The sequence below is a fragment of the Nocardia abscessus genome (assembly GCF_015477775.1).
In the GTDB taxonomy this organism is placed as follows: Bacteria; Actinomycetota; Actinomycetes; order Mycobacteriales; family Mycobacteriaceae; genus Nocardia; species Nocardia abscessus_A.
In genome coordinates this window covers 22,730-35,045 of record NZ_JADLQO010000003.1, presented here as the reverse complement: position 1 = coordinate 35,045, position 12,316 = coordinate 22,730, and the positions used below count along the sequence as shown (strand labels likewise).

10 protein-coding genes are annotated in these 12,316 nt (G+C 69.9%); 4 read left to right on the top strand and 6 right to left on the bottom strand.

Going from position 1 to position 12,316, the window contains the following annotated elements; translation table 11 throughout:
* Positions 1-3: 3 nt before the first annotated feature.
* On the top strand, positions 4-4,194 hold the full coding sequence (locus IU450_RS10835; protein WP_195149665.1) for a TIGR02680 family protein: 4,191 nt from the start codon (positions 4-6) through the stop codon (positions 4,192-4,194).
* Positions 4,195-4,242: 48 nt separating this feature from the next.
* Here the strand turns inward: IU450_RS10835 and IU450_RS10830 are convergent, their stop codons facing one another.
* The gene (locus IU450_RS10830) at positions 4,243-4,557 is read right to left on the bottom strand and encodes an ArsR/SmtB family transcription factor (protein ID WP_195149664.1); all 315 of its coding nucleotides are present in this window, start codon (positions 4,555-4,557) and stop codon (positions 4,243-4,245) included.
* Between the two features lie 98 nt (positions 4,558-4,655).
* On the opposite strand from IU450_RS10830, the gene IU450_RS10825 reads away from it, so the two are divergent.
* Positions 4,656-5,426: a glucose 1-dehydrogenase gene (locus IU450_RS10825; RefSeq protein WP_195149663.1), complete on the top strand. Its 771-nt coding sequence runs from the start codon at positions 4,656-4,658 to the stop codon at positions 5,424-5,426.
* A gap of 22 nt (positions 5,427-5,448) precedes the next feature.
* Here IU450_RS10825 and IU450_RS10820 read toward each other — a convergent pair whose 3' ends face one another.
* From IU450_RS10820 to IU450_RS10810, 3 genes are all read right to left on the bottom strand, one after another.
* Complete coding sequence (locus tag IU450_RS10820) at positions 5,449-5,973, bottom strand: M15 family metallopeptidase (RefSeq protein WP_228834421.1); 525 nt, start codon at positions 5,971-5,973, stop codon at positions 5,449-5,451.
* Between the two features lie 732 nt (positions 5,974-6,705).
* Positions 6,706-7,164, bottom strand: a complete 459-nt coding sequence (locus IU450_RS10815) for a hypothetical protein (RefSeq protein WP_228834420.1) — start codon at positions 7,162-7,164, stop codon at positions 6,706-6,708.
* 143 nt (positions 7,165-7,307) lie between these two features.
* Complete coding sequence (locus IU450_RS10810; RefSeq protein ID WP_195149662.1) at positions 7,308-8,984, bottom strand: fumarate hydratase; 1,677 nt, start codon at positions 8,982-8,984, stop codon at positions 7,308-7,310.
* Positions 8,985-9,254: 270 nt separating this feature from the next.
* On the opposite strand from IU450_RS10810, the gene IU450_RS10805 reads away from it, so the two are divergent.
* Positions 9,255-9,725 carry a MarR family winged helix-turn-helix transcriptional regulator gene (locus tag IU450_RS10805; RefSeq protein ID WP_195149661.1) on the top strand — a complete coding sequence of 157 codons (471 nt, stop codon included), beginning with the start codon at positions 9,255-9,257 and terminating at the stop codon, positions 9,723-9,725.
* Between the two features lie 2 nt (positions 9,726-9,727).
* Here IU450_RS10805 and mftD read toward each other — a convergent pair whose 3' ends face one another.
* Positions 9,728-10,951, bottom strand: a complete 1,224-nt coding sequence (gene mftD / locus IU450_RS10800) for a pre-mycofactocin synthase MftD (protein ID WP_195149660.1) — start codon at positions 10,949-10,951, stop codon at positions 9,728-9,730.
* The gene (mftE, locus tag IU450_RS10795; RefSeq protein ID WP_195149659.1) at positions 10,948-11,649 is read right to left on the bottom strand and encodes a mycofactocin biosynthesis peptidyl-dipeptidase MftE; all 702 of its coding nucleotides are present in this window, start codon (positions 11,647-11,649) and stop codon (positions 10,948-10,950) included. Before mftE ends, mftD begins: the two co-directional genes overlap by 4 nt.
* Before the next feature lie 65 nt (positions 11,650-11,714).
* On the opposite strand from mftE, the gene mftR reads away from it, so the two are divergent.
* Positions 11,715-12,311 (top strand): mycofactocin system transcriptional regulator, encoded by a 597-nt coding sequence (gene mftR, locus IU450_RS10790; RefSeq protein WP_195149658.1) that lies wholly within the window; start codon positions 11,715-11,717, stop codon positions 12,309-12,311.
* The last annotated feature ends 5 nt before the right edge of the window (positions 12,312-12,316 follow it).

Here is a 12,316-nt window from a genome sequence, read left to right as displayed (position 1 = left end):
GGCATGTCGCTCATTCACGGCGGAGTGCGGTTCACCCCGACCCGCGCCGGCATCGTCAACCTGTGGGACTACCGCGACCAGGAGTTCTGTTTCGCCGACGGCAGATTGGTCCTGCGCGGCCCGAACGGCTCGGGCAAGACCAAAGCGCTCGAGGTGCTGTTCCCCTTCGTGCTGGACGGACGGATCGAGCCGCGCAGGCTCAACCCGTTCGCCGGTGAGGAACGCACCATGAAGTCGAACCTGCTCTACCGCAAGCAGGACTCGGCCTACTCCTATGTCTGGATGGAGTTCGCCCGCGGTCGCTGGGACGACCCCGAGGCGGTCACCGTCGGCATCGGCATGCGCGCCACCCGGTCCTCGGACAAGGTGACCCGCTGGTATTTCGTCGCCGACGGCCGGGTAGGTGTCGACTTCTCCCTGATCGGCCCGGACGACCGGCCGTTCACCCGCAAACAGCTCGCCGAGCAGATCGGCACCGATTCGATAGTCGACCGGCCGGTGGACTACCGCAACGCCATCGACGCGCGCATGTTCGGTCTCGGCGCGCAGCGCTACGACCAGTTGATCAACCTCATCCTCACGCTGCGCCGCCCGCAGCTGGCCAAGAACCTCGACCCGCGCGGCCTGTCCCAGGCGCTCACCGACGGCCTGCGCCCGCTCGACGAGCAGCTGCTCCTCGACGCCGCCCGGTCGTTCAGTGATATGGAGGAGGTCGGCCGCACCCTGGAGGGTTTGGTGCATGCCGACACCGCCACCAGGGCTTTCGTCGACGTGTACCGCAAATACCTTGCGGTACAGGCCAAGACGGACGTCGACCAGATACGTGCGCGACTCGACGCGGTGACCCACGCCGGTACCGCGCTGTTCGCCGCCACCGCACTGCGCGAGCGCAGGGAAACCGAGCGCGCCACGGCCGAGGCCAGGGCGGAGGACGCCGACCGCGCCTACGAGCAGGCCCTCGCCGATCGGGAGAATCTCCAGCGTTCGGGCGCCTACGAGGGCAAACAGCAGCTCGACGACCTGGCCGACGCGGTGCGGCGCCTGGAGACCTCGGCAGGCGTGCACGCCGACAAGGCGCTCAAGGCGCGCCAGACCCTGGACCAGCGCGCCGAAGAGGCCGAGCGGGCGCGAACCGCGGTGCGCACCGCCGCCGCCGCACTCGCCCGCGGCGAGGACGACCTGCGCGACGCGGCCGAGGAGGCGGGGATCGCGTGGACGCCGCTGCCCGCGGCGGCGCGAGCCGATCAGCTCACCGCGGCGGTGCGCGGGCACGCCGAGGAGCGCGACGCCGACGTGCGCGCGGTCCGCGCGGCGCTGGCGTCGGTGGACAGCGCCGCCGCCGAACGCGCCAGGGCCGAGCGGCTCGCCGAGCGCGCCGGGGAACTGCGCGACGCGGCCGCGGCGGAGGTCGCGCACGCCGAGGCGGCGGTCGCGCTGACCCGCTCCGAGGTCGCGTCCGCGCTGCGAACCTGGTGGGACGAGCACCGCGAGGTCTACGCTCCCGTGCGCGCCGGCCTGTTCGAGGCGCTCAACGCGGCTCTCGCCGAGGCCGGTTCGGATGCGCCGACGGTCGCCGAGGTGCTGGCCGAGCGCGCCGACCTCTTGCTCGAGGAGATCCGCGCGCGGCGCCAAGAGGCGCGCGCCCGCGCTGCTGCGACCGCCGCACGCATCGAGGAACTGACCACCGAGCGCGAACGGGTCACGACTCGGCGAGACGACGCGCCACCGGTATTCGCCGGCCGCTCCGGCCGGAGCGGCGACCTGCCCGGCGCCGCACTGTGGCGGCTGGTGCGCTTCGCGGACGACGTGACCCCGGAGGCCGCGGCCGGTATCGAGGCCGCACTGCACGCCGCGAATCTGCTCGACGGCTGGGTCTGTCCAGCGGGCGAACTGCCGCCGGATTACCGATCCGACCAATTCCTGGTGCCGCTGCCCGCGCCGGACCGACCGGCCGGTCGTACCCTCGCCGACGTGCTTGTCGTCGAGGACGATTCGGACACCCTCGCCGTGCCCCGGCAGGTCGTCGCCGACGTGCTCGCCTCCATCGCCCTGCACGAACACCCGGGCGAATCGAGCGGCGCGGTGACCATCGCCGCCGACGGCGCGTTCCGGCAAGGCGTGCAGGTGGGCAGGCACCACAAGGCCGAAGCCGAGTTCATCGGCGCCACCGCGCGGGCAAGGCGCCGCGACATCCGCGCGGCCGAACTGACGGCCGCCCTGACGGCCGCGGACGGGGATCTGCGCGCCGCCGAACAGCAGGAGGCCGACGCCGCCGCCGCACTCGCGCGAATCTCCGCCGCCGCCAGAGCGCTTCCGCGCCCGGCCGCGGTGACCACCGCGTTGCGCGCCGTCGCCGAGGCCGCGGGCGTGCTGCGGTCGCGCGCGGAGACCGCTGCCCAGGCCGAACGCGATCTCGACCAGGCGGTCGCGGAGATGTCCGTCGCGGAGAAGAAGCTGCGGGCGGCCGCCACCGCACACCGCATGCCGCGCACCGCGCGCGAGATCGACGCCCTCGCCGCCGCCATCCGGCACTTCGAGAACACCGGCGCGGCACTGCTGCGGCTGCGCGGCGATCACGAGCGGGAACGGGAGCGGGAACGCGAAGCCGAGGACCGTGCGACCGAGGCGGCCGACCTGGCCGAGGCATTCGCGGAAGAGGCCGAGGCCGCGCGATCCGGTTACGAGGAACAGGTGCGCAAGCTCGAAACCCTGCGCGAGGCGCTCGGTGCGGGCGCGGCCGACATCGATCGCGAATTGGAACAGGCCCGGCAGCGGATCGAGGCGACCAAGGCCGAACAGAAAGCCGCGCGCAAAGCCGCCAATGCGGCCATCGAGGCAGTCGGCGACGCCGAAGCCGCCTACCGCACGGCGCACGAGTCCCTCGCCACCGCCCTCACCGAGGTACTGGCGGAGGTGAAAGCCCTTGCCCCGTATGCCCGGCCGGATCTGCTCACGTTGCTCGGCGCGCCCGCCGACGGACGCTGGCCCACCAGCGACGCCGCGTGGTCGACGCCCGAGCAGCTGTTGTACCGGATCTCGACGGCGGGGCCGGAGGCGCCACCGCGGGTGCTACCCGACGAAGTCGCCGCGCTGTTCGACAGTCTCGCCGCCGCCACGGCGTCGGTGCGCGCGAGCGAGGCGACGCGCAAGTCCACCCGCACCGCGGTGACCGGTGCGCTGCAGGAGTTCGACGCCGCCCTGTCCGGGTCCGGCCGCGATTACCGGCTGCAATGGGATGCCGCCGACGGTCTCACCGTCGTTCAGGTGCACGACGAGCACGGTGTCTCCGCGCTGGCCGACTTCGCCACCCGCATCGACGCCGCGCGCCGTGACCAGGAACTGCTCCTCACCGACGCCGAGCGGCGCATCCTGGAGGACGCCCTGCTGACCGGCCTGGCCCAGCAGATCCACGAACGCACCAGCGACGCGCGCGATCTCATCGCCAGAATGGGCGCGGAGATGAAGCAGCGGCGAATGTCCTCGGGCAACACCATCGGCGTGCACTGGGTGCTCGCCGACAGCCTGTCCGACGCGGCGCGTGCGATGTGCAAGCTGCTCGACCGGGATGCCTCGGCGCTCACCGCGGAGGATCTGGCGGCGATCCGGGCGCACTTCGCCGCCGAGATCCGCGCGGCGCGCACCGCCCATCCGGAACGCTCCTACCCCGAGATTCTGGCGGCGACCCTGGATTACCGCACCTGGCGGGTGTTCTCGTTCACCTTGATCTCCGCCGACGGCAGCGAGGACAAGCTCACCGTCGCCAGACACAGCGCGCTGTCGGGTGGTGAGCAGTCGGTGTCGCTGCACCTGCCGCTGTTCGCCGCAGCCCACGTCATGCTCGATTCGGCGGACCCGCAGGCTCCGCGCCTGCTGGCGCTGGACGAGGCGTTCGCGGGCGTGGACGACAACGGCCGCAGCGAATTGCTCGGACTGAGCGTGCAGTTCGACCTCGACCTGTTCATGACCGGCTACGACCTGTGGATCACCTATCCGCACGTCCCGGCGTGCGCGCACTACGACCTGGCGCACGCGGCGGCGGAGAACACCGTCAGCGCGACCCTGCTGGTCTGGGACAGCGGCGACCTGCTCGCCGAACACGAGGGAACCGATCTGACCGCCGCACTCGGCTCCCCCGATCGCCGACGAGTACCCAGCACGATCGAGGGCGGGCTGGAACTCACGCCGGTGACGTAGCCGTTCGGCAGCGCCGCCCGGAAAGACGGCAGCGGGTCGTGCGACGGTTCAGTCCGCGGTTTCGCGGCGGGCGGCGTCGAGCAAGGTGTCCAGCAGGCCGGGGAAGCGGGCTTCGAGGTCGTCGCGGCGCAACGACAGCAGCAGTTCGCGCCCGGAGGGGCGCTGCCAGATGACTCCCGCGTCGCGCAGGACCCGCCAGTGGTGGGTCAGATTCGACTTGGCCACGTCCGGCAGCACCGAGCCGCAGGTGTGCTCGCCGCCCTCGGCCAGTATCCGCACCACCCGCAGGCGCAGCGGGTTGCCCAGTGCGGTGAGCACATTGGTCAACTGGATCTGCGCTCGCTCGGGATGTGCCGCGATCACGCGACCAGGCTAGCGCGCGGGATGACGTACAGTCGAACTGTACGTATTTATTTGTACAATCGAACATACTCGTACACGGAATCGTTCGGGAGGTTCTCATGGGCGCGGACAGCGACCGCTTCGACGGCAAGATCGCCTTGATCACCGGCGGGTCCAGCGGCATGGGCTCGGCCACCGCACGACGGCTGCTCATCGAAGGTGCGCACGTCGTCATCACCGGGCGCGACAAGAGCCGCCTCGAGGCCGCCGCCGAAGAGCTGGGCGACGCCGATCGCGTGCTCGCGGTGGCCGGCGACGCGGCCGATCTCGACGACCTAGACGCGCTCGTCGCTGCCGTGACACAGCGCTACGGACGGCTGGATGTCGTCTTCGCGAACGCGGGCATCGCGGCGTTCCAACCGACCGAGAGCATCACCGAAGCCGAGTTCGACCGTGTGGTGGATACCAACTTCAAAGGGGTGTTCTTCACCATCCAGAAGACCCTCCCCCTCGTGGCGGATCACGGGGCGATCGTCATCAATGCCTCCTGGGCCCTGCATCGCGGCGTGCCCCGCGCATCGCTCTACTCGGCGACCAAGGCGGCGGTGCACAACCTGGCGCGCAGCCTCGCCGCCGAGCTGGCGCCCCGGCGCATCCGGGTCAATTCCGTCAGTCCGGGCTACATCGCGACGCCGTCGTTCCGCGCGAACGTCTCCGCCGAAGCACAGGCCGCGATCAGCGCCACGGTGGCGGCGGGACGCGTCGGTACCGCCGAGAACGTGGCCGACGCCGTCGCCTTTCTCGCATCCGGTGCGGCGTCCTATGTCAACGGGCAGGATCTGCTCGTCGACGGAGGGCTGATCACCGCCATTCCGGACCCCATGGTCTAGCGCGCCCGGCCGGCCGGTGACGTCAGCGCACGCTCGCGTCCGGCTTCATCGGCGGGCAGTTCGTGCCCGGGACGGTGGCCAACTCGAAATGCCACCATTCGTTTTCGAACGTCCGGCACAGCCCCCAACGGTTGCCGTTCGCCTCGAGCCAGCGCGCACCCTGCTGCGGGCCGACGTCGATCGCCTGCCCGGACACATGGGTGGACTCCTCCGGCGGCAGCACCCAGCGCCGCGCGTCATCCGGACCGTAGGTCGCCACACCGTCCTCCCACAGCGCCTGCTGCTCGGCGGGCGTCCGGTATCCGGACGTGATGGACAGCGGCACCCCCTGGGAGCGCGCCTCGCGTTCGGCGAGGGTGTAGGCCAAGGCCAACGCGGGATCGAGCCCCTCTGTTCCTGTCGCCGAGCCCACCGATTCCCGCTGATCGATGACCACGACGTCCGCCCGCGCCTCCCCTGCCTGTACACCGGTCGCGACCAGCGCGGGAAGCACCGCCACCGACAGCGCCGCCACCATCCGACTCCGCCCAGCATTCTCGAGCACCATGCGGCGATGCTATCGCCTGGGGTCACCTATGCCTGGTTTGCCCCGATCGGAACCCACGCACCGTGCCGACGACGGCCGCTCCAGCCGTGCCGCCAGGCGACGCCCCGACGTCACCGCGCTCATCCGGCCCCGGGTCAGAGCGCGGCATCGCGGGTAGCCACTTGGTCGCCCACCTCCCCGGCCGACGGTCCGCCAGCTCCCGCCACATCATGCCCGGCTCCACATGCCACTCACTCGGAATGTGGACAACATTCAGCGAATTCCACAGAGAACTCCACAGCTTGGGATAATACTGAGATGGCATGCCCGATATGCACCCAATTGTCCTGATGTAGCAAATATTTCGCGCCGCATGGAAAACTGCCTGTCCACAATCTATTCCAGTGCTGTGGATCACAGTGGCGCCGCGGCGGCTACTACTCCCGGATTGCCCGAATCGACGGGGCATTTGGGCGATTCGCGACTGAATCGACGTTCGTACGGGCCAGATTCGTCCATTTCGGCCGGTATGTCGCAACGCCAGGAGACCCGACACGAGACGATGGCACGCCAGGCCGAATTTCGCTGCGGCCCAAGCGCAGCGAGCGATACCGAGCCGCATACGCACCGCGGGCGGCTATCGGCTCGTGCCGACAGCCGCCCGCGAGTTTGTGGGCTATCCACAGGTAGAGGGAATTTCACATTCCCTCCCCAGCTATGTGAAGACCGGCCGCATCGGACAATACGGCTGAATCACGCGCATGGTGGACCGTCCAGTGCGCTGGGACCCAGCCGCGCGGCGGCCACGCGTACGCCGCCCCGGCGAATCGACTCCGCCGCTTGCCTATTGCGCGCGATCCGCTCCAGGATCTCGCCGCCGTGCGCCCGTGCGTAGGCGAGCGCCAATCTGATCTTGCTCGTACTCAGGTCCGACTTCGCGCCGAGCACGGCGATCCGGCGTTCCATCGGGCCGTCCAATTCCCGCAGGCGCGCAACGATTTCCCAGACCTCCGGGCCCGCCGCCAGCGCGGCGCGGCGGTCGTCGAGCGGACCGCGGAAGACGATCCCCGGGTGGTCGAGCTGGTCGACGCCCTCGTGGATCAGCCGATCGAGCAGTGCGGTACAGCTGGTTCCCTCCCGGGCAGCGCGATCGGCCAACCGGTGGGCGGCCGACTCGGTGATACACAACGCCGTCGGTACTGGTCTGGACATGCTCATAGCTCTCCTCGACCTGCATCGGTGCCGGAATCAACGGTGTACTCCGCTAAGCGTGCCCGCTGCGACGACGTCGAAGCCCCGGTGATCGGCAGGACATCGGCGTGTCCGCGGCCTGCCGCATGCGGGTCGAGGAAGGCTCAGACGCGCTCTTTGGAACGGGTGCGCACGCGCAGCGCGATCGGCTTCTGCGTTTCGGCGAAGAAGTCGTTGCCCTTGTCGTCCACGACGATGAACGCGGGAAAATCTTCGACCTCGATCTTCCACACGGCTTCCATGCCCAGCTCGGGGTACTCGAGCACCTCGACCGACTTGATGCAGTCCAGCGCGAGCCGGGCGGCCGGTCCGCCGATCGATCCGAGGTAGAAGCCGCCGTGTTCCTTGCACGCCTTGGTGACCTGCGCGGACCGGTTGCCCTTGGCGAGCATGACGAACGAGCCGCCCGCGGCCTGGAACTGGTCGACGTAGGAGTCCATCCGGCCCGCCGTGGTCGGGCCGAAGGAACCGGACGCGTAGCCCTCCGGCGTCTTGGCCGGGCCCGCGTAGTAGACGGCCATGTCGCGCAGATAGTCCGGCATCGGCTCGCCCGCGTCGAGCCGCTCCTTGATCTTGGCGTGCGCGATGTCGCGCGCCACGACCAGCGGACCGCTCAGTGAAAGCCTGGTCTTCACCGGGTATTTGGACAGCTCGGCGCGGATCTCGTCCATCGGCCGGTTCAGGTCGACGCGCACCACGTCGCCACCGAGAATGGAGTCGGTCTGCTCGGGCAGGTACTGGGCAGGCTCGCGCTCGAGCTGCTCCAGGAACACGCCTTCGGCGGTGATCTTGGCCAGCGCCTGCCGGTCCGCCGAGCAGGAGACCGCGATGGCGACCGGGCAGCTGGCGCCGTGCCGGGGCAGGCGCACGACCCGCACGTCATGGCAGAAGTACTTGCCGCCGAACTGCGCGCCGATGCCGAAGGACTGGGTCAGCTTGAAGACCTCCTCCTCCAGTTCCAGGTCGCGGAAGGCGTGCGCGGACAACGATCCCTCGGTGGGCAAATTGTCCAGGTAGTGCGCGGAGGCGTATTTCGCCGTCTTCAAGGCGAACTCGGCACTGGTGCCGCCGATGACCACCGCGAGGTGGTACGGCGGGCACGCCGCGGTGCCGAGCGAGCGGATCTTCTCGTCCAGGAACTCCAGCATCCGCGTGGGATTCAGGATGGCCTTGGTCTCCTGGTACAGGAACGACTTGTTCGCCGAACCGCCGCCCTTGGCCATGAACAGGAACTTGTAGGACGGGTTCGCCGGATCACTTGCGGTGGAGTACAGCTCGACCTGCGCGGGCAGGTTGGAACCGGTGTTCTTCTCGTCCCACATGGTGATCGGCGCCAGCTGCGAGTAGCGCAGGTTCAGCTTGGTGTAGGCATCGAACACGCCCCGGCTGATCCACTCCGCGTCGTCGGCTCCGGTGAGCACGCCTTCGGACTTCTTGCCCATGACGATCGCGGTGCCGGTGTCCTGGCACATCGGCAGGACGCCACCCGCGGAGATGTTGACGTTCTTGAGCAGATCGAGCGCGACGAAGCGATCGTTGCCGCTGGACTCCGGGTCGTCGATGATCTTGCGCAACTGACCCAGATGCGCAGGGCGCAGGAAGTGGCTGATGTCGTGCATCGCCGTTTCCGTCAGCAGCCGCAGCGCCTCGGGCTCGACCTGCAGGAACCTGCGCCCGTTGTGCTCGAAAGCGCTGACGCCCTCGGTGGTGAGCAGCCGGTACGGGGTGTCGTCCGCGCCGATCGGCAGCAGATCTGAATAGCGGAAGTCCGGCGCGGTCACCAGTCGCACTCCTTCGGGTGGGCCCGAACGCAGGACGGCCGGGCTGGGCACGAGCACAGCGAGCCTAGCCACCGCCGTGCACGCCACTGCTGGTTAGGCAACCCTATCTCGGACAGTTGGCCCGAAAGGTTGCACGTTCAACCCCGGTGATGCTACCTCTCATCTCTGAGAAAACGCCCCGGCGTCCGGGTCCATCCGCGCGCAGACTGTTCGCGCGCCGCACGGCGTGACGCGGAACGTTCGGGACACGTCAGAGTTTGGAGCGCTATCGTGACCGATCCCCATTGGCTCGATGACGTCGAGATGCGCGCCTGGTTGGGTTTCGTGCGCACCCGCGACCTCATCGCCGCGGCGGTCGGGCGGGATTCGACCAGGGAGTCCGACCTCACCTACGTCGAATACTCGGTGCTGGCCTATCTGGCCGAGGCGCCGGACCACCGGCTCACCTTCGCCGAACTCGCGGCCAAGCTGGAGTGGTCGCAGAGCCGGCTCTCCCACCAGATCACCCGGATGGAGAAACGGGAGCTCGTCGTGCGCGAGCCGATCCCCGACGACGCGCGCCGCACCGCCGCCAAGCTCACCCCGCGCGGCGCCGACGTGCTGACCGGCGCCGCGCCCGCGCACGTGGAGAGCGTGCGCAGGCACATGATCGACATCCTCGATCGCCGGCAGCTGGCCGCCTTGGCCGACATCTACGACACCCTGCTCGCGCATCACCGGCGACCGGCGGCGGAGAACTGAGTTCAGGCGGGCGAGGCCGCGTGATCGGCGGGAGCGCTTGCGGCACGGGCCGCTTCGGGCACGCCGAGCGCTCGTTCGAACCCGGCGGGCACCACCAAGTCCGACCGGTCCAGCTCGGTGACGCGCGTCTTGCGCAAGCCCAGCAACGCCGAGTCGACGCCGCCGCGCAGGATGTCCAGCACGTTCTCGACACCGGCCTGCCCGTTCGCGGCGAGCCCCCACAGGTAGGCGCGCCCGATCATGACCGCCCGCGCGCCCAGGGCCACCGCTTTCACCACGTCGCTGCCGCGCCGGATGCCACCGTCGAGCACCACTTCGATCTGCGAACCCACCGCGTCGGCGATCACCGGGAGCGCGCGGATCGCGGCCGGGGTGCCGTCGAGGTTGTTGCCGCCGTGGTTGGACACCGAGATCGCGGCGACGCCCGCGTCGACCGCCCGGTGCGCGTCGTCGACCCGCATCACGCCTTTGAGCATGACCGGACCGTCCCATTGCTCGCAGATCCACCGCACGTCCGCCCAGTCCGGCGCGGGCGTGCCCATCCACTCGCCGTATGCGCCGAAGAACCCGGGCGCAGGCCCATCGCCGACAGCCATGTTCGGCGCGGTCAGGTCGGGAATGCTGCCCGATCGCGCATAGGTCGCCAGCCACTTCGGGCGCGCCAGGGTCTGCGGCGCGAACTTCAGCATCGTGCGCAGATCGAGCTTCTCCGGGATGACCGGACTACCCCAGTCCCGCCCGTGCGAGAACGACCAGTCCAGCGTCAGGATCAACCCGACCGCGCCCGCCTCCTTGGCACGCCGCATCCGCTGCGCGATCTCGTCCTTGCCGCCGCACCAGTACAACTGGAAGAACGTCGCGGGGTTGGCCGCGATCACCTCTTCGATCGGCTTGCTGGCGAACGAACTCAGGCCCATCGCGATGCCGCGCGCGGCGGCGGCCCTTGCGACGGCGACCTCACCGTCGGGGTGCACCGCCTGCACACCGGTCGGCGAGATCAGCACCGGCATCGAAAGCCGCTGTCCCAGTACGGTCGTCGACTGGTCTCGCTCGCCGATCGGGCCCGCCACGTGCGGCGCGAAACCCAGTTCGGTGAACGCCTTCTGATTGTCCTCGATGGTCTGCCCGCGCTCGGAGCCGGCGATCAACGCGCCGTACACCGATTTCGGCAGCCGCTTCTTCGCCCGCCGCTGCGCTTCGGCGACGGTCTCGAACCACGGGTTCATGTTCCGGTCCTTTCCGGGGAGTTCTCCGGCCACCAGAGCCGGGTTCGGTCGATCAGGTCGGCGCTCAGGTGATCGAGCAGGGCCGCGCCCTCGGCGGCGGTCGCGCCCGACGGATCACCCAGTACGCCGTTGGCGCTCACCGCGCGCACTCCGCCCGCCCGCAACAAAGGCAACAGTTCGGTCAGCGGGCGGGTGTCCCCCGCCGCGGCGCGGTCGCCCCGCACGCGCTCGGGTGCCAACGCCAGTTGCAGTGCCGTCTCCGATCGGCCCGCGTGCGGGTCACCGTCGAAGCGCGGCAGGTACAGGCGCACGTCACGTGACTCGGAGCGCAGCAGATCCCGCGCCCGGCGCAGCGGTTCGATGTTGCCGCCGTGCCAGTTGACCAGCAGGACGCGGTCGAAGGTGTCGGTCGCCGACCGGCACAGCTCGACCACCAGCAGTTCCAGCGCCGCCTGCCCGATCGACAGCGTGCCGGGAAAGCCCGCGTGCTCGCCGCTGGCGCCGTACGGGATCGCCGGGCCGACGAGCACCTCCCGTCGCGCCGCGGCCAGCCGGGCGCACAGCGCCGCGGCGACGTCGGTGTCGGTGGACAGCGGCAGATGCGGGCCGTGCTGCTCGGTGGCCCCGACCGCGACGGCCAGGATCGCACCCGCGGTGGCGCGCGCGCCCGCCTCGGGCCAGGTGAGATCCGCCAACATTCCGCGAGATTATCGTCAGTCACTGACATAATCAAGGGCGCCGGGCGGCCGAGCACAATCAGACGATGCTGGAGAACCGGACCACGCGCGGCCGCCCCCGGGGCACGACCAAGCGCGACCTCGAACTGATCGCCATGCGACTGTTCACCGAACAGGGCTTCGACGAGACCACCGTCGAACAGATCGCCGCCGCCGCGGGCATCAGCGGACGCACCTTCTTCCGCTACTTCCCCACCAAAGCGGAGGTGCTCTGGTGGCAGTTCGACGACGAGGTCGCGGCCTTGCGCGCCGCGTTCGCGACCGTGCCGGACGAGGTCCCGATGATGACCGCCGTGCGCCGAGTCGTGGTGAGCGCCAACCAATATCGCGCCGAGGACGTGCCCGAATTGCGCACCCGCATGCAGCTGGTCGCCACCGTCCCCGCGCTGTCGGCCACCGCGGGCGCGCACTACGACGCCTGGGAGCGCGCCGTGAGCGCCTTCGCGGCGGGGCGCATGGGCGAACCGGCGGACGCGCTCATCCCCCTCGCGGTCGGGCGGACCACGCTGGCGGCGGCGCGGGCCGCGTTCGACGCCTGGCTGGCCCGTGCCGACGCGGACCTCACCGTGTATTTGGACGAGGCGCTCGCAGCGCTGGAACGCGGGTTCGCTACGGTGCCGTGAGATCC